The sequence below is a fragment of the Gracilimonas sp. genome (assembly GCF_014762685.1).
In the GTDB taxonomy this organism is placed as follows: Bacteria; Bacteroidota; Rhodothermia; order Balneolales; family Balneolaceae; genus Gracilimonas.
The window spans coordinates 128159-147341 of sequence record NZ_JABURM010000006.1 but is presented as its reverse complement, the minus strand read 5'-3'; the positions used below and the strand labels follow the sequence as shown (position 1 = coordinate 147341).

Here is a 19183-nt window from a genome sequence, read left to right as displayed (position 1 = left end):
TCAGTTAGTTGATTAATGCATTGTGAGGGCCTTTAGCTTCTCTTTTTGCAAAATTTATGGTGAGAGTACCCTGTCCGTCAGCAGAAATATTCATTTTACCGCGAATTTGACGAAGCAATACTTCTATTAACTCCATACGCAACTCTGAGGTTACCTTATCACAATTGTTAAAGTCTTTGAATAATGCCCTGTTTCCTTCTTTAAATTCAATGGATACAGATTCATTGGCTTCTTTCAGTACAAAAGTAAGATCGCCTGAGCCTTCGCCATAATTTTGGCAGTTTATGTCTTTCAGGCAGGAGATGATTTCATTGAGAAGCATACTGGTCGGAATGGCCTGATTTACATTCAAGTTTACATCCTGCAAGTCAAAGTTTTGTATAATCCTTTCGGGGTTTTTGCTTTCACTGCTCAGTATGCTTTCGATATAATTTTTAAAATTTACATGCGAAAGGCTTTCGTTTTGATAAAGAAGTTCATGGATTTTTGCTATCGAGGTAATACGGGCCTGAGTGCTCTGCAAGTGTTTGCCTACCTCTTGATCGGGAGTTCCCATTAGCTCAAGCTCCAAGAGCCCTGAAATGATCGCAAGGTTATTCTTAACCCTGTGATGAACTTCGCCTAACAGGGTATTCTTTTCGGCCAGTGATTTCTCAATTAAATTCCTGGTTTTCACTTGTTCGGTGACATCCACTGCTTCAATGAAAATCCCGTACACCTTGTTATCATCATTGCGAAGTGGTTTAAAAACAAAATTTAAATAATGAATGGTTGGTTGGCTAATATCACCATTGTTGAAATAGACTTTCTTTTCATTAAAATTAAAAACCTTTCCTTCTGAATAACAAATATCCAGTAATTCTATAAACCCCTGCTCTACTATCTCCGGTAGAACCTCACTTACCGGTTTGTCTACCAGGTCCTCTTTATTTATTAGTTTTTTGCTAGTGTCATTAGCAAATGTGAATCTATGATCTTCTCCTTCCAGCATGGCAATGGCTGAAGGTGCTTCTTCAAACATATCCTGCATGTGAAGCCTTGCTTTTTTCTCTGTTTCAAGAAGTTCTACAATTTGATTTTCAAGTTCTTTGCGTTCAGAAATATCTACGTACATTCCATAGATGGCAATCACTTCGCCATCCACTTCAACAGGCACGCCACCTATAAGCACTGGAATTTCTTGCCCGGCTTTGTTAACTCTCATTGTTTCTGTTTGAAAAGTGTCTCCGGTAAAGCTCAAGCGAGAAAGCGTTTTGGCTTGCTGATCCATATAATTTTGAACGATGGCATGATCCAGATTTTGGCCGGACAGTTCCTCAGGAGTATATCCAAAAATCTGTTCAAAGCTTTTATTGGAATTCTGTACAATGCCGTTAGTGTCAATAAGAACAATTCCTATCGGAGAGTTTTCAAAAAGCTGACTTAAAAGTTCTGCATTTCGATTTTTTTCTTTTTCAATTTCTTTGATGTTATTTCGGTTTAGGCCGCCGCCCACAATATATGTTTCTCCATTTTGTTCGAAGCTGGTTCCGCTGAGCAGGTAATGCAGTGTTTTACCGGCTTTGGTTATGCATCGTGCTTCAATGCTAACTCTGTTTCCGACTAACTCACCGGCTAAAATATCTTCCAGCACCGGGCGGTCGTCAGGATGGACAAGTTGCATAACATTCATTCTGGCTATTTCACGGGCTGTATAACCCAGATCTTCTTCAAGCACATCATTCCAGCGAATCATTTCACCTTCGGTACTAAATACAAAAAAGGCCGTGGGTAAGCTTGAAATCGCGGATTCAGTGAATTCTTTTTCAGCTATCAGTTGTTTTTCTACAGACTTTCGGGAGGAAATATCTTTTATATTAATGATGGTTTTTTCGGTGCCATCTTCAGCATTGAAAATTACAGAACTTACTTCAACCGGGATTTTATGTCCGTCTTTATGAGTAAATTCAACTTCAGCTTTGATCGATCCTTTTTCTCTACGGTTGGCCACAGCAGCAGCATTTGAGGGATTTTCGAGGTCAAATATAATGTCTCTGTGCTGTCCCTCCAGTTCCTCGGCGGTGTACCCCAAAATATCACAGGCAGCCGGATTTGCCTTTAATATAAGGCCATTCGGTCTGCCTATGAAGATTCCTTCCAGGGTATTGTTGAACTGCATTTTGTATTGCTGTTCAGTTTCTTTAAGGGCTTGCTCTGTGATCTTTTTGTCAGAAATATCTTTAAATGCCCAACTGGATATCGGTTTGCCATCTTCATTTCGGAATAAAGTTACACTCAGCTCAATAGGAATTTTTTTGCCGTCAACAGCAATAATTTCCGACTCCCCAATATAATTACCTTCCCTGTTTATCCTTTTTTGGATGTGTTCTATATCTAAATCCACATTCAAATAATTATTGACGGTAGAGTAGGTGATTGCCTCGCGGGTAGTCCCTAAAATATTACAGGCCACGCTATTTGCTTCTATGACTGAATGATTTTCATCAGAAATCAAGATGCCATACAGGCTGTTATGAAAATGATTTTCAAATTTTTGCCGGGTTTCTTTCAGGTATTTGCTGCTTTCTATTTGAGCACTTATATCTTCATAAACTAGAACAGCTCCCTGCTCAATACCCAATGAAGTGATGGTTATTTTAAACCAATGCTCTTGGTCTTCAGAAGTAAGGCGATACTTTGTTTCAAAGGTGTTAATCTCCCGACCAAGCACATCTTTTATACCAAGCAATAGGCGGAGGGCAAAGTCATTGCCTTCAGCCAAAGGAGTTTGTAAGCTTTTTAATATGTTTGCTTCTAATCCGGGGTGGCTCCAATTCTCTTGTAAGCTCTCTCTAAATAATTTCCACTTTTGATTAAATGCCACCACATTTCCATCCGGATTGATTATGGCTATTTGTGCATTAAGAGCATTTAAAATAGATGAACTGACGATGTCAAGCTCAATCATGGAATATATGTTATCTTCTTTTTTCATTGTACTACTTTAGGCTGTCGACTATTTATTCAAGTCTTTATCAAAATTACTTTGATTTACATTCGAATGAATGACGTGAAAAGCCTAATTTTAAAATTAGGTATTAAAACCTAGCACACTTCTTTTTTTGCCTAAGTGAAAACGCCTATAAAATTTATTCCGGGTGGCTGATATAGGATTCTCCATTTAATAAATTATTAATAGCCTGTGTGAGTTCATCTTCGGAAGGAGTGATAGAAATAACACCATTGGCACCTGCATCAATCAGCGGCGTTATGAATTTCTCTTTTTTATAGGGATGCATGACTAATAAGGGAGAAGTTGATAAATGCCGGTTTAATTTTTTGATATTATCCGGAGCATTACCCAGTCCGAAGGAGGTGTTAAGATCAAAAATTACAAGATCTAAACCCTCATCATCCAATATGCTTGGATCAGAAACCAGGTCAGCAGGGTCATGAAACCTTATATTACAGCTGAATGAGGCTTCAATAGTACTGCCAATGAGGCCGTTGGTTTGGTTTAATTTTCCTATGTAAGCGATTTTTAGCACGTGTATGGATTAGGAGAGAGGCTATGTTGTCAATGGTAAGTTAAACCAAAAGGGAAGCTATTCAATCAGTGATTAAACCTATTTTTTATAATAAATTTATAGGTGTTTTTACCTAAGTAACTTATGTGAATATTTTCCTGAATAAGCTATTATGAAGATAGAAAGACCGGATGAATCTGAGGAGTAGCCATATTTCTATGAGCAGTTTGAGCTCAACAAAGCCTTATCCATTATTGTTGAAGAGCTTGTTTTTCAGGGCGTATTTAACAAGTCCGGCCGTGTTTTTTGCACCTGTTTTTTGTAAGAGATTCCGGCGATGAGCATCTATGGTTCGTACACTTACAAATAGCTCATCCGCAATCTCCTGATTGGTATATTCATTGACAATCAGTTTCAGAACTTCAAGTTCCCGGTCGGTAATGTGTGCTTCATCTTCATCTTTAACTTTATTCACATCGGGAGTAACCAATTCCTGTAATATAGATTGGGTGGCATCATTGCTGAAATAGTGTTTTCCTGCCATGATGGTATTAATAGCTTTAATGAGTTCTTGCTTGCCCGAACTTTTTAAAATATAACCCGAGGCCCCGGCTTTTATCATTTTCCGAATATGCTGATCCTCACTTAACATGGTAAGAGCAAGAATCTTTATATCGGGATGGTTTTCCTTAATGATTTTGGTAGCTTCAATACCATCCATTTCGGGCATGGTAATATCCATGATCACCAGATCGGTTTCGTGAGAGTTACATAAACTTACAGCTTCTTTTCCGGTTTTGGCTTCCCCTGTAATGTTGATGCCCGGCTCATCCTCCAACAGGATTTTAATACCATCTCTCACAATCTCATGATCATCCACTATTGCAATCTGAATATTAGCCATTTAAGAAGGTTTAGAATTCGTGTGTATAGGGATTATTACACTGAGGAAAGTACCCTTATTTGGTTTGCTGTCAAATTCGAAATTTCCGCCAAGTGCCCCGGTTCTGGTTTCTATGGTTCGCAACCCAAGCCCCGGTATAAAATCATTAGATGAAGGGTCGAAACCATTTCCATTATCATCAATTGAAAGGATCAAATCAAGTTCATCTTTAATCAGCTGTACATTAATTTGAGATGCCTCCGAATATTTTACTGCATTTGAAAGTCCTTCCTGGGCGATTCTGTACAAGTTAAACTGAACCTCTCTGGGGAGCGACAAGTCTTTGAGGTTATGGTAGTATGTTATTTTGGCGTCAGCACTGCTGCTATAATTATCTACTAATGATTCGATGGCAAATGCCAGCCCGTAATCATCCACTACACGCGGCAGCAAGTTTCGGGAAATCTGTCCTGTTTCCGTAACGGCGTGCTTCAGTAAGTTCAGTCCTTTTGTAAACTGCTCCTGCTTTCGCTTAGTCAGGGCTTCAATATCATCTCTTACGGCATCAAGATTCATGTTGGCAGCAGCCAGGTATTGCCCCAAACCGTCATGCAATTCCCGGGCGATGCGGGCACGTTCTTTATTCTCGCCCTCAACCAACGAAGCCAATACCCTTTCTTCTGCTTTTTTCTGCTCGGTTACATCATTAACCAAGATCAAACGATACTTATTTCCGAAATAATTAATACTGGAGCCGGTGATCCGCACATAAATAATTTCTCCGGATTTTTTAAGGTGTCTCCATTCTTTGGCATCGGAAAGGTCGATCCTTTTCCCTTCTGATATTTCTTTTTTTAAACGGTCATGATCTTCTTCAGGGCGAATATCCAAAAGAGTCATTTCATGAAACTCTTTCCGGGTGTACCCATAATGTTTGGTTGCAGCATTATTTACTTCAATAAATTGCAAATTCTCCGGGTTATAAATCCACATGGGCTGCGGACTTTTCTGGAAAAGCAGCCTGTAGTTGTACTCTGAATCAGCAAGCCTTTTTTCGGCTTCGGCCTGTGCAGTAACATCCACCACGGTAGAGATCATCAGGTTTTGTTCAGGAAGGGGAATATTTTTGGCATTTATAATTTTCTCTTCGCCTGTTTGGGTAGTTATTTTTACTCCATTCCAATTCATCCTGTCCGGATTATTGGACCTGATATCAGCCTGAATCATTTCAATTATTCGGTTTCTGTACGCCTCGTCCGGATAAACCTTCTTAAAAAAAGTATCCACATCATTAATGACCTCTTCCGGCCATCCATAAATTTCCGTGAACTTCTTATTCATGAGGGTTGCGGTACCGGAATCCATGAGATTTACGGCAACACCGATGGGGAGGTTTTCCAGGGTGGTTTCAATGAAATCGTTGCGGTGTTTTAGTTTTATCTGGAATTCTTCTTGTTCCGTCATGTCCTGAACAGTACCACTTATAGAAATCGGGTTCCCGTGCTCATCATACTCAGTTTTAGCCAGTTCCTGGTAGTATCCCACTTCTCCGGTGTTAGGTTTTATCAGTCGGTAACGCACATTAAGGGTGCCGGTTTCCAATGCTTCATTAAAAGCTTCATCAAAATCTTCCCGATCATCAGGATGAATCATATCAAGTAAGTTTTGGTAACCAGGTTCTTTGGCACCTTTTTCCAATCCAATGACTTCATAAAATCCATCTGACCAGATTGCTTCATCGGTTTCAATAATTCTTTTCCAGTGGCCAAATCCGGCAATTTTTTCTGCTTGTTTATACCGGAAGGTTAATTCTTCCAGCTCCCGCTCTTTTTGTTTGAGTTCGGTTGTATCTATCCCAATCCCAACCGAAAGATTATCAGAAACCTTAATGTTTGTCCAGGTTGTGTGAATAATGTTTCCGGATTTCGTTTTAATATCTAAATCCTTCCAGGTACCATCTGCCTTTTTAATATGTGCAAAAACAGATTTAAGGATTTCATCATCGGGTATCATTTCTTTAATTAAGTCAATCGAGTCAAGTTCAGCATTGGTATACCCGGCTTTTTCTTCAAAGAATTTATTTACGCGATATACGTGGCCGTTTTCGTCGTGAATGTTTATGAGTACCGGGATATTGTCAAAAATACTTTTAAACAGCTCTTGTTCTTGGCTGTGTTCCTCTTCCAGCTTTTTCTGTTCAGTAATATCAGCAATAACCCCGGCCAGTTGCACGGGCTTGTTATTGGAGTTATAGATTAAATTACCGCGACTTTCCATCCACCGAATATTTTTATCGGGGGAAACAATTCGGTATCTAATTTGATAATAAGAAAGCTTTTCCTGAATGGTTTTTTCAAGTTTCTCACGAACAAATGCACGATCCTCAGGGTGAATCATGCTATAATAATTCTCTAAGTTCCACGGCCTGGGTTTTTTAGAGAACCCCAAAATTTTATGATGGAATTTTGATCGCCGGATTTTTTTTGTTTTTAAATCAACACTCCAAGTAGCCATGCCGGCAGCGTATAAAGCATTATCTATACGCTCTTTCCGATCGGAAATTTTTTCGTTGCTTTTGGTGATTAGGAAAAAGAGAAATAGAGCAGTTACAAGTACATACAGTATGCCCTTCAGGGTTTGGTATCGGGAAATAAGGAGTGGATCGTTGGTAAACCAGATCAAGAGCTGGTCGGAGAGCAAAATCCAAAGGAGGGCAAATACCAAATAAAAAACAATAATGGAAGATGCATTCAGTTCTAATAATTTTGGAGGCCTAATCATAGCGCAAATAACCTGTAAGCACATGTTGATGAACAAAATTAACTAAATGCTTTCTGCTGAAAACAACAAGGAAAAATTATTCGCAAATCAGAATTTGACAGGATGTATTTTATCGTAAAAGGTTCAAAAAAAAAGAAGCCCGATCATTTCTGCAAAATAAAAACCACCCTCACCTATGATTAGGTGAGGGTGGTATAGTTGTACCCGCGATTTAACCCAAAAACTTATTTCCCTTAACCGTATAGTTAGAGCGATCTCAGAGCAATTCCTTACAGTTCTTTCGGAAGTTTTTTGGGAGGCTAAAAATCAACTTTAAAGTAGTCCTGACCGCTTTTTTTTATAAAATTAAAAAAGCTTCAAAAAATAAATGTGATTTGAACAGAGCTTTTTGTTCTAGAATAACAGACTCGGAGGTAAACTTTTCATTTTTGTAATAGAAAGGACCACAATGATTAAAACAGGAAAATATTTTTTGTGTGGGAACTTTTTCTGTAAAATAATAAAGTACTATAAGTGCTTAAATATGATTTAATACCAGACAGTTATGCTCAAAACTATACGATTATTTCCCTGGACGCTTATTTTATTAACCTTTGTGGCTTGCTCTAATCAGCAGGCGAACCGCGTTACAGTCTCCTCTGAATTTTCAGAATATGTTTCAGGATATACCTCGGGCCAAATAAGCTCGGAAGGGGAAATAGCGATTACACTGGCGCAGCCTGTGGATGAAAGTAACCGACAGACGGATGGCTTGTTTCAGTTCAATCCTTCGGTTTCCGGGAATGTGGAATGGGTCAATAATTCCACCGTTGTTTTTAAACCGACTGAGAAATTAGAAAATGGACGGGATTATTCGGTAATGTTCAGGCTGAATCGCTTGTTTGAGGTGGAAGAAGAAAAATCAGAGTTCATGTTTAACGTTTCCATCATTCAGCAAGATCTTGAGGTTGAGTTTGATGCACTTCACACACAGACTCAAAACCGGAACCAACAACGGCTTACCGGAACAGTGCATACGGCTGATGCGGCCGATTTGGCATCTGTCAGACAAACCCTGGAGGCTCGCCATTCCAATAAAAATCTGGAAATAGACTGGAATCAGGATGGGTCAAAAAGAACGCACCAATTTCAGATCGATAATATTCAGCGGCAGCAGGAAGCATCGGAGCTGGTGATTTCCTGGGATAGTTCACCTATTGGAGCGGATGTCAAAGGTGAAAAAACATTTGATATCATTCCCGTTGGGGCTTTTGAGTTGATGGGCATTATGGTATTTCGGGATGTGAACCCCAGGGTAGAACTTACCTTTTCTGATCCGCTGGATCCCCGCCAAAATCTAAACGGCCTCATCAGCATAGAAAATGCCGGGAACCTGAATTTCATCATTACTGAAAATAAAATTATAGTGAACCCGCGGGAACGGAGAAACGGAGTACAAAGCCTCAGAATAGACCCGGCTATCAAAAACCGGGAAGGAAAAAGGCTTGGAACGGAAATAACACGCCAGGTTCAGTTTTACCAGCCCAAGCCACAGGTTGAATTATTAGGGAAAGGCACCATTATTCCCCGGTCGAAGGATTTATTGTTTCCTTTTAAAGCCGTAAGCCTTGGGGCCGTGGATGTACGGGTTATTCGCATTTTTGAAGATAATATGGGCCAGTTTTTCCAGGATTATGAAATGAACCGGTCATCCATCTGGAATATTGAAAAGGTCGGTCGGCCGGTATTTGCCGGCGCAGTTCCTTTATCTCGTTTAGGCAGTGTGGATGCCGGCGAGTGGAATAACTATGCACTGGACCTTGCCAACCTGATCACACCGGAGCCGGGAGCACTATATCAGGTGGAGATCGGGTTCAGGGATATACATTCAATTTATCCTTGCAGTGATGGGAGGGCGGTAAACCGGCAAACTGACAATTGGGAATATGAAGCTCAGGAAGAAAAAGAATATTGGGAAAACTATTCAAGCAGAGGCTACCCGGATGGATATAACTGGCGCGAACGGGATAACCCCTGCCATGTCAGTTATTATAATACAAGCATTAAATCCTCACGTAATATTTTGGCCTCCGATCTGGGTATCATTGCCAAAAAAGCAGACGAACAGCAGATTACTGCATTTGTAACCGACCTGTTAACCGCACAACCCAGAAGCGGAGTGCAGGTTTCAGCCTTTGATTACCAGCAACAGGAAATTGCCAAGGGTTCAACTGATGCAGAAGGGAAAGTAACTTTAGAGACCCCTCGAAATCCTTTCTATCTGACTGCAAACATTGACGGCCAAAAGGGATATTTAAAAGTAAATGACGGAAATGCCCTTTCGGTGAGTGATTTTGATGTATCCGGGGCACGTATCGAAAAAGGAATGAAAGGGTTTTTGTATGGTGAACGTGGTGTGTGGCGGCCGGGAGATTCGCTGTTTGTAACCTTGATTTTGGAAGATGAAAACGAGGTGTTGCCCGATGATCATCCCGTTACTTTTGAATTAAAAAACCCATCCGGTCAGCTGGAAAATCGACAAACCTTTACTTCGGGTGTGAATGGTTTTTATGTATATCAGTTCCAAACAGAGAAACAGGACCCGACCGGGAACTGGCAGCTTGAAGCTAAAGTGGGTGGGCTTACTTTCAGTAAACAAATCAAAATAGAGTCGGTAAAACCAAACCGGTTGAAAGTGGAAGTAGATTTTGCGGAAAACAAGGTGACCGCTTCGAACCGTCAGCTTCAAGCGACCCTTTCTTCAAGATGGTTGCACGGTGCCATCGCAGGGAATATGAAAGCAGATGTGGAAATGAGTATGCGTCCTTCGCCGGTGTCTTTCAGTGACTATCCTGCTTTTAGCTTTGATGACGCTTCCGTGACTTTCTCTTCCTCGCCCGAGTCTATTTTTGAAGGAACCCTTAACGGAGAAGGCACGGCTGATTTCAGCCACCGTTTCAACAACCTGACCGAAGGCCCGGCACGAGTGTTAGTGAACCTGAGAACCCGCGTTTTTGAACCTTCCGGGAATTTCAGTATCGGCCGTGCAAGCACTTATTACTATCCATTTGAGACGATAATGGGAATAAAACCTCCGGCTGTAGATCGCAGTGATTATTGGGACTGGCGGGACCGGAAAGAAAGCCATCGCTTTGAGGTGGTTTCAGTGGATGTAGATGGAAATCCCGTAGCCGGAAAAGATCTGGAAGTGAAGGTGTACAATATTCGCTGGCGTTGGTGGTGGGAGCGCGGCACGGAAGATCTGAGCAGTTATTTTGAGCGTGAAAATGTAAATGAAGTATTATCCGGGAAAGTCAGGACGGATAATGACGGCCATGGCTTTTTTGACCTCAAACTTCCTGACAGTGAAGGAGGAGGCCGGTATTTGGTGAGGGTTCAGGATCCACAAGGTGGACATTCGGCAAGTTCCGTAGTGTATTTTAGCTGGTATGGCGGACGAAATGAATCGGTCAGCCCGGCACGTCTCACCTTTACTTCCGACAAAGAGGCGTATGAAGTTGGAGAAGACATTTCCCTTACGATCCCCAGCAGCGCGGGAAGCCGGATTTTGGTCAGCCTGGAAAGCGGCTCCAAAGTGCTGAACACTTTTTGGGTAGAAGCGGAAGCTGAAGAAACGAACGTTACGGTTCCCGCTAATAAAAATATGATGCCCAATGTATATGCCCACGTGATGCACATTCAGCCTCACGGACAACAAGGCAACGATCTCCCGCTGCGCATGTACGGAGTGATCCCGATTTCGGTACAAGACCCCGCCACAAAACTGCAACCGTTGGTAAATCTTCCGGGGGAATTCAGGCCGGAAAGTACGGTACAGGTGGATGTTAGCGAGCAAAACAGTAAAGCCATGACCTACACTATCGCCATGGTAGATGACGGGTTGCTGGACCTGACTAATTTTGAAACGCCGATGCCCCACAACTATTTTTACGCCCGGGAAGCTTTGGGTGTGAAAACCTGGGATATGTACCAATTTGTGAGTGATGCCTATGCCGGAAACCTGACCCGGATTATGGCCATTGGCGGGGATGGAGAAGCAGAAGCGGCTGACCCGCTGGAAGAAGCTAATCGTTTTGAACCTATGGTGCGATTTGAAGGGCCTTTTGAACTAAAAGAAGGAGCTGTAAATCGCCATAATATTTCTGTTCCAAATTATGTGGGGTCTGTGCGTACGATGGTCATTGCCGGGCAGGATGGCGCGTATGGTCAAACTGAAGCCACTACTCCGGTTCGGAAACCGGTGATGGTGCTTGCCACCTTACCGAGAGTGTTGGGCCCTGGAGAAACCGTGAGCTTGCCGGTAAGTATTTTTGCCATGAACGAGAGCGTGCAAAATGTTCAGCTCCGCGTAGAGGCAAACGAGTTGTTTGAAATAGAGGGTGATGCCAGCACTACGCTTAATTTCAGCGAGCCGGGCGATCAGGTGGTTAACTTCAAACTGAAAACCAAGGCACAGATTGGAGTCGGGAAAGTCCGGGTTGAAGCCACGGGCGGCGGAGAATCGGCATACCACGAAATTGAAATCGCAGTACGAAATCCCAATTCTCCTTTTGTGGATGTGCACTCTAAAATTGTGGAAGAAGGACAAACATGGACCGAAAGTTTCGAACCTCAAGGCATGACGGGCACCAACACGGCCATGCTGGAAGTCTCCCGGATTCCGCCCATAGATTTCGGGAAACGACTTCGGTATTTGACGCGCTTCCCACATGGATGTATTGAACAAACCACTTCGGCTGTATTTCCGCAATTATATATTTCCAAAGTGATGGAATTGACTGATGAGAAAAAAGCTGATATCCAGAAAAATGTAGATGGCGGAATTGAGCGGATGCAAAAGTTCCTGACCTACAGTGGCGGCGTGGCTTACTGGCCCGGCAATGAAGACCCGGATTCATGGGGCACTAATTATGCATACCATTTTTTACTGGAAGCGAGGAACGAGGGTTATTATGTGCCGTCGGATTTGATGGATAAGGTCACCCGCTTCCAGAAAGAAAGAGCCCGCAACTGGAGGGAGAACGAAGGCTATCGCAGGTCTGATTTGATACAGGCATACCGACTTTACACGCTGGCCTTGGCCAACTCTCCGGAACTCGGTGCCATGAACCGGTTGCGTGAAAAAGAAAATCTTTCCACCCAATCGAAATGGAGGTTGGCTGCGGCTTATGCCTTGGCCGGACAAAAAGAAGCGGCCGAAGATATCCTTACCGGGGTCAGCACTTCGGTGGAAAATTACCGGGAGCTTTCGAGAAGCTATGGTTCCTCACTTCGGGACCGGGCTATGATTTTGGAAACCCTGAGCATCCTTGACCGACAGGATGATGCCGCGCTATTGGTGCGGGATATTTCCGGGGAGCTGAGTTCACAGCAATGGATGAGCACCCAAACCACCGCCTACAGCCTGATTGCCATTTCAAAGTTCCTGGATAAATTTACGGCAGCCGAAGAAATGCAGGCCGGCTTTTCCATCAATGGCGAAGAAGTTGGAAGTATAGATTCGAGAGCTATCATCATTCAAACACCGATTCGTATGGATGAGTTTAATACGAATAATTTTGAACTGGTTAACAACAGTGAAGGTACCTTATATGCCCGACTGATTTTAGAAGGAACCCCGCTGCTGGGTGATTCGATATCAGCTTCCAACAGCCTGGTGCAAAAAGTACGCTTTACCAACCTGGACGGGGAAACCATAGATCCTTCAGAGCTTAATCAGGGAACCGATTTTGTAGCTGAAGTCACAGTTACCAATCCCGGCTTAAGGGGAGATTACGAAGAGCTGGCTCTTTCGCAGGTGTTTCCGTCGGGCTGGGAAATCCGGAATACCCGTATGGATGACGAAGCCTTTAGCGAACCCGTTTCAAGTTTTGATTACCAGGATATCCGCGACGACCGGGTTTACACTTATTTCGATCTTGCGCCCAATACCAGCAAGGTCTTCCGGGTACAGTTGAATGCCAGCTATGCCGGCAAATTTTATTATCCGGCGGTAGCCACCACGGCTATGTATGATGAAACCATCAGTGCCAGAAGTGCCGGAAAATGGGTGGAGGTTCAAATTCCGTAATACCAGGTTTAGATGAAGAAGCTTCCTCACATATCATTTAGCCTAAACCGGATTAAGATTCGGAAAATCCTTAAAGCCGGAACGGTAGTGGTATGTATATTACTTTTGGCAGCTTTTTGGTTTTCCCTGCCAAATCCGCTGTTCGAAACCACCTACTCAACGGTGCTCAAAGATCAAAACGGGAAGCTGATGGGTGCCAAAATTGCCGGTGACGGACAGTGGAGGTTCCCGGTGGCGGAAGAAGTTCCCGAAAAGTTCGCACAGGCACTGCTTGAATTTGAAGACCGTCATTTCTACAAGCACCCCGGGGTAAATCCGTTGGCAGTGGGCCGGGCTATGATTCAAAATTACAAAGCCGGAGAAGTGGTAAGCGGTGCCAGTACCATCACCATGCAGGTCATCCGCCTGTCTGAAAGAAACAAAGACCGAACCATTCGCCAGAAAATCAGGGAAATGATATTGGCAACGCGATTGGAGCTGACCCATTCCAAGGAAGAAATTCTTTCTTTGTATGCGGCTCATGCTCCCTTTGGCGGAAATGTGGTTGGGTTAGAGGCGGCTTCGTGGAGGTATTTCGGACGGAGTCCCGGACAGCTTTCCTGGGCGGAATCGGCCACCCTTGCCGTGTTGCCGAACAGTCCCGGGCTCATCCATCCCGGCCGAAATCGTGATGCTCTCCGCCAAAAAAGAAACCGGCTTCTAAAAAGGCTTTATGAGGAGAATGCGATGGATTCATTGTCTTACAATCTTGCATTGTTGGAGCCTATCCCTGAACAACCGCTCAGCCTGCCCCGTGATGCTCCGCATGTACTTGCCAAACTCTACACCGGAAAAGAAAAGGGAACGGCTTTCACTTCGTCTATTGAGCAGCGTATTCAGCAAAAAATAAATCAGGTGGTGGAACGGCATCACCGGCAGCTGGAAGGGAATGGAATTCACAATGCAGCTGTGGTAGTATTGGATGTGAAGCAACAAAAAGTAGCGGCCTATGTCGGAAACACCCGGGATGTTAATGCCGGAGAGGGAAATTATGTGGATGTAGCCTCGGCTCCCAGGAGTACAGGCAGTATCCTGAAACCCTTTTTATACATGCTGAAATTAAATGATGGGGAGATATTGCCCCATACCCTGGTTCCCGATATCCCGTCCCAGTTTTCAGGCTATACGCCTAAAAACTTTACCCGCTCTTACGATGGCGCCGTACATGCTTCCGAAGCCCTGGCCCGTTCATTGAATGTGCCGGCGGTATATATGCTGCAGGAATTCGGTGTTCCAAAGTTTCATCATTACCTGAATAAAATGGGATTGAAAACCATTCATAAAGCACCCGAGCATTACGGTTTGTCGCTGATTTTAGGCGGAGCGGAAGGCACCTTAATGGATATCACTTCTGCCTACGGCTCTGTTGCGGCCATGATGAATAACTACAATGCCGCAGAACCGGAATCCCGGAAATTTGTAAAGCGGTATTTTGATTTTGGGAAAGAGGATGAACCCTCAAATTCAGACGAATCTTTTGCCCTGAATCCCGGCGCGGTATGGAGTATGTTTGAAGCCATGGTGGAAGTAAATCGTCCTGAGGACGAAGCCTTTTGGCGGCAATTCGAACACTCCCGGAAAGTAGCCTGGAAAACCGGGACTAGCTTTGGTTACCGTGATGGCTGGGCGGTGGGCCTTACTCCTGAGATTGTGGTTGGTGTTTGGGTGGGCAATGCCGATGGCGAGGGCCGGCCCGGGCTGACCGGAATCCGCACAGCAGCCCCCATTCTTTTTGACGTATTTGATCTGCTGGCCGAAACCGGCTGGTTCAACGAGCCGGTGTATGAAATGGAAGAGATAGAAATATGCCGAAAAAGCGGGTATAAGGCCGGACAGTATTGCGAGGAAACAGACCTTATTCCCGTTCCCGCTCCCGGATTAAAAACGGGAATATGTCCCTATCACCGGCGAATCCACGTAGATGAAACCGGGCAGTGGCAGGTAAATTCGAGCTGCAGTGATGTTTCCTCTATGAAGGCGGAGAACCGATTCGTGCTTCCCCCGGTGGAAGAGTGGTATTACCGTAAAAGCCATGCGGGATACCGTCCGCTTCCTGAAATGAAACCGGGATGCGGAAACCGGGATGTGGCCTCCATGAAACTGGTTTATCCCTACAAAACCTCCACTATTTTTGTGCCGGTTGAGTTGGATGGGAGTCAGGGAAAAACTGTATTTGAAGCAGCTCATCGCGGCGATAACGCAAAAATATTCTGGCACCTCGATGAGCACTTCCTGGGAGAAACGACCCGCATCCACCAGATGCCACTTTCCCCCGAACCCGGCCAGCATACCCTGACTTTGATAGATGATGAGGGCCAACGATTGGAGTATGAATTTCGGGTGGTGGGGAGATGAGTTTACTTCTTTCTTCATGATCCTCGTGTCCCTCGTTGCGGCGGCTCTGCTCCGCGATGCCCTATGGAGGCTCCGCCTCCAGCTATATTATTCAATAGTATAAATCAGAGCCTTAATTACAGGTTCCGGAGCGGAGCCCCGGAATTAGGTAAAAATTTCATCTCAAGTCTTAGGTCTATCATCTCACATCTATCTCAAAAAATACCCAATCTTAATCATTCATTAGTGAAATAGAGTGCTTTAATTGCCCCGTAATTACATACATGGCTATGTAGCATACGGTTAATGTCACTGATCAGTCATCACTGATTGGTCTTAAACCATTAAACAGAAAGTTTCAATTAAATAATCACTAATGAAAACTCTTTTACTATTATTGTTCATGCTCTCTGGAGTATTAGGTACTGTGCAAGCTCAAACCTGTTATTACTATGTTTCTCAACATGCTGACAGCGATTTTGAGGTTTATAAAGGCGAGGAATTGAAAATTATTTATTCAAATATTGTGTCAGCTGATTGTGATGAAAATGAAACAGCGATTGGCAATGAGTATCATGACGCATTAAAAGCTAAATACCCTAAAACTTATTTTCATACAACTTCACATATCGTTTGGGGGCCATTTGATACACGGGGAGAAGCAGGAAGAAAAAAAAGAAAACAGATGGGAGATGATAGAGCAGATGATTTTAAGACGATTGATTTCTATTTCACCTACTATGGAGATTAAAAATTCCAAACGATTAGCCGAAAGTCAAAGGATTTTCGGCTAATTCTAAAATAAGATTAGAGTCTCTAATAACCTGAACTGGATTATATAATAATTAGACAATATATCATGGCCCATAAGAATCAATCTATTTTATATTTATTAATCGGCTTTTTATTATTTCTTGGTATTCAAAATGTTAATGCACAGGAAAGAGAAGCCAATCGATATTTTGTGACATTTTTTGCTGTTCATAATTACAATGATTATGAGAGTGATTTGTTATTTAATGGACGCACCGGAGCTACTTTCTTTGGACAACCATTTTTGGTTGAGGCTGAAAATGTAGACAAAATTACACCCTCTTTGGTAAAGAGTTACCTGGAATGTAACTATGATAATTTTATCGGTTCCAGTGGATTAGAACTAAGGTTTATTGATATCGAAAGAAAGGTGGCGCCGGATGATTTTTCATATAACTATTGGGAAGTGTTGGATGAGGCTGTAGAAAGTTTGGGTGTACAAGATGGAATGTTCGACAGAAGGCAAAACATTTATGGAGATTGGATTATATATAACAGAGAAGTTGTTTCATTCGATCTCTTGAAAGGTTATGAAACGTTAAGTGCACCATGCTCTAGACCCAAAAGCTTTTTGGACAAACAGCCCGATGTACATTTCAGAACATTAAATGTCGGTATTGGCACTGATGATGTAGATAATAGCCAATATTCCCTGGGAATCGGCGTGCATTCAAAAACCGGTTTTTTTGGTTTCGAAACAGGTTTTTATCTCATGGGGAATAAAAATATCACTCTTTCATTACCAATGCGCATGGGGGCAGCCTTTGGTTCAAGTGAGTCTGGTTTATTTGTGACGGGAGGAGCTGACCTGAGCCTGACGGTACAAAAAGACAATGATAATCTGGAAGATTTTACACTTCCATATGGATTTGACATCAGCTATTACAAAACATGGGGGAATTTCAACTCCAAAGGGATTTATATACGGTACAATAGCTACTTGGGAGAAGCTTCAGATACTCCTGTTCATATCTATCCTCTGAATTTGTTAAGTGTTGGATATGTTTTTAATTAAAATATATCCAACATTGAAATGCACTTTCCTGTTCAAATATCAAAAAGATGTTCATGCAAATGGAAGCTCAAAATATACCCAACCTTAATCATTCATTAGTGCAAATAGGTGCTTTTCTTATTGATGAATTTTGAATTGAAGTAAAACGACAAGCTTATGGTGTGTGTTAATTCATCCAGAGGCATGTTAAGGCAAAATGGATTGCTTACTTCAGGTAAAACCAAAACCATCACAACACATAAATTACGGGATTATGAAGACATCGATACAATATAAAGGGTTTTTTGGGGTGCAACTTTTAATAAAGACCGTCTCCCTGTATGCCATCTTTAGTCTGCTCCTGATCTTTTTAGTTTCATTTCCTGCATCAGCTCAAAATTTAGAGAATGGCCGGACCGCAAGCCTGGCCATAGATCAGCGGGATGGAGATCAATACGGTTGGGCGATTCAATATGACTCCCAGTCGGAAGCAGACGAACGGGCATTACAGGAGTGTGAAAAGAACGGTGGGGATTCCTGTCAGGTCGTCCTCCGCTTTATCGGTGGTTGTGGGACATACGTGGTTGAACGCGGAAACAGCAGCCTTTATGGTTGGGGCACTGCGGAAACGCAAGGGGCTGCAGAGAACAGGGCCATGAGCGAGGCTCGGGCTGTAGGCGGGAAAGATCTGGTCACACGAGTCTGGGGGTGCAACGGCGGAGAGCTAACACACTCCGAAGAAGTGAGCGGGACGTTGAAAGGAGTATACTTTTATCATTTTACTTACTCCGAAGATGAAAACCGCTGTTTTGTGACGGACGTATTGTACCAACCGGCACTAGCAGTTAAACAGGGCAATAGCTGGGTTTGGTCAAGGAATGCCGAAAAAGTTATGACTCCGTTGAAGGAAAAATATTTGGATGTGGTCGAGGAAAATATCTACGGATACCTTGGTGATATGATGGAGCATGCCTTTACCCGTGCCTCGCCGGTGGATTGGGCCGGAAAAAACGAGGTGGATCATAATACTACTGCCCTGGACCTGAGCAACAGCGAACGGAAGGAAATGATGGAAGGGGCGATTGAACACGCAGATAATATGTGCAGGGATGCAGATGCTGAAATCGTCCGCGTCGATGTGGGTATATAAATCAAAACCAAAATTTCACAATAGAAAACGAACCATGAAAACTCTTATTTATACAAATCTGCTTTTAGTGGTATTCTTCTTAACCTTCAGCGTTCCGGCCTTGGCCCAGGAGAAGCAGTCTGATGCTACGTGGGAGGAAACAGTTGATTTTATTAAGTCCAAGAAGTCTTACATAGAAGTTAAGTTTAGATTCTATGCCGATACATGGCGAGGTACTAAGAGTGAATTAATAGCAACTTCAAAAATTGAAAGTCTTTATTCTACTTCTATGAATTTTAAATACTATAAGAAAGCGGATAAAGCAGTGGGAGAAAAGGCAAACGCCTCAGTGAGTGCTAGATTAAGTTTTTATGATTTAAAGAATGTATTCGACCCCAATTATGGATTTCCTTATTCAGATTTTGCCTTGAGGACGACAGGTGAGAATATATGTGTGTCTACTCAGGCAGATAATTATGATTATTCTTACAGGAATTGCGAAAGAGTGATAGGGATTGATGTAGAAGATACTGAAATGCGTCCCCGCATACTAAAAGCTTTTAAACATCTTGCTTACCTAGCCACTGAATATCGCGAGGAACAACGCAAAGCTTCCGGGGATGCGTTTTAGTGC

At 43.0% G+C, this 19183-nt stretch carries 10 protein-coding genes; 6 read left to right on the top strand and 4 right to left on the bottom strand.

Annotated features, from left to right (window positions below):
- Positions 1-4: 4 nt before the first annotated feature.
- The 4 genes from HUJ22_RS10170 to HUJ22_RS10155 all read right to left on the bottom strand — a co-directional run bounded on the left by HUJ22_RS10170 (position 5) and on the right by HUJ22_RS10155 (position 7170).
- Positions 5-2974 (bottom strand): PAS domain S-box protein, encoded by a 2970-nt coding sequence (locus HUJ22_RS10170; RefSeq protein ID WP_290876887.1) that lies wholly within the window; start codon positions 2972-2974, stop codon positions 5-7.
- A gap of 154 nt (positions 2975-3128) precedes the next feature.
- Positions 3129-3527 carry a hypothetical protein gene (locus HUJ22_RS10165; protein ID WP_290876885.1) on the bottom strand — a complete coding sequence of 133 codons (399 nt, stop codon included), beginning with the start codon at positions 3525-3527 and terminating at the stop codon, positions 3129-3131.
- Positions 3528-3750: 223 nt separating this feature from the next.
- Positions 3751-4410 (bottom strand): response regulator transcription factor, encoded by a 660-nt coding sequence (locus tag HUJ22_RS10160; RefSeq protein WP_290876883.1) that lies wholly within the window; start codon positions 4408-4410, stop codon positions 3751-3753.
- Complete coding sequence (locus tag HUJ22_RS10155) at positions 4411-7170, bottom strand: PAS domain S-box protein (protein ID WP_290876881.1); 2760 nt, start codon at positions 7168-7170, stop codon at positions 4411-4413. It abuts the gene before it with no gap.
- Between the two features lie 544 nt (positions 7171-7714).
- Between HUJ22_RS10155 and HUJ22_RS10150 the strand changes: the two genes are divergently transcribed.
- From HUJ22_RS10150 to HUJ22_RS10125, 6 genes are all read left to right on the top strand, one after another.
- Entirely contained in the window at positions 7715-13240 is a 5526-nt protein-coding gene (locus tag HUJ22_RS10150) for an MG2 domain-containing protein (RefSeq protein WP_290876879.1), read from the top strand.
- A 12-nt stretch (positions 13241-13252) separates the two neighbouring features.
- On the top strand, positions 13253-15634 hold the full coding sequence (gene pbpC, locus HUJ22_RS10145) for a penicillin-binding protein 1C (RefSeq protein WP_290876877.1): 2382 nt from the start codon (positions 13253-13255) through the stop codon (positions 15632-15634).
- 355 nt (positions 15635-15989) lie between these two features.
- Entirely contained in the window at positions 15990-16364 is a 375-nt protein-coding gene (locus HUJ22_RS10140; protein WP_290876875.1) for a hypothetical protein, read from the top strand.
- A gap of 108 nt (positions 16365-16472) precedes the next feature.
- Complete coding sequence (locus tag HUJ22_RS10135) at positions 16473-17441, top strand: hypothetical protein (RefSeq protein WP_290876873.1); 969 nt, start codon at positions 16473-16475, stop codon at positions 17439-17441.
- 253 nt (positions 17442-17694) lie between these two features.
- Positions 17695-18570 carry a DUF4189 domain-containing protein gene (locus HUJ22_RS10130; protein WP_290876872.1) on the top strand — a complete coding sequence of 292 codons (876 nt, stop codon included), beginning with the start codon at positions 17695-17697 and terminating at the stop codon, positions 18568-18570.
- 34 nt (positions 18571-18604) lie between these two features.
- Positions 18605-19180 (top strand): hypothetical protein, encoded by a 576-nt coding sequence (locus HUJ22_RS10125; RefSeq protein WP_290876870.1) that lies wholly within the window; start codon positions 18605-18607, stop codon positions 19178-19180.
- Positions 19181-19183 lie beyond the last annotated feature (3 nt).

Excerpts from the sequence above, each read along its gene's own strand:
- HUJ22_RS10170 (WP_290876887.1), bottom strand. The coding sequence starts at position 2,974 with ATGAAAAAAGAAGATAACATATATTCCATGATTGAGCTTGACATCGTC.
- HUJ22_RS10160 (WP_290876883.1), bottom strand. The coding sequence starts at position 4,410 with ATGGCTAATATTCAGATTGCAATAGTGGATGATCATGAGATTGTGAGA.
- HUJ22_RS10155 (WP_290876881.1), bottom strand. The coding sequence starts at position 7,170 with ATGATTAGGCCTCCAAAATTATTAGAACTGAATGCATCTTCCATTATT.
- HUJ22_RS10150 (WP_290876879.1), top strand. The coding sequence starts at position 7,715 with ATGCTCAAAACTATACGATTATTTCCCTGGACGCTTATTTTATTAACC.
- pbpC (WP_290876877.1), top strand. The coding sequence starts at position 13,253 with ATGAAGAAGCTTCCTCACATATCATTTAGCCTAAACCGGATTAAGATT.
- HUJ22_RS10140 (WP_290876875.1), top strand. The coding sequence starts at position 15,990 with ATGAAAACTCTTTTACTATTATTGTTCATGCTCTCTGGAGTATTAGGT.
- HUJ22_RS10135 (WP_290876873.1), top strand. The coding sequence starts at position 16,473 with ATGGCCCATAAGAATCAATCTATTTTATATTTATTAATCGGCTTTTTA.
- HUJ22_RS10130 (WP_290876872.1), top strand. The coding sequence starts at position 17,695 with ATGAAGACATCGATACAATATAAAGGGTTTTTTGGGGTGCAACTTTTA.
- HUJ22_RS10125 (WP_290876870.1), top strand. The coding sequence starts at position 18,605 with ATGAAAACTCTTATTTATACAAATCTGCTTTTAGTGGTATTCTTCTTA.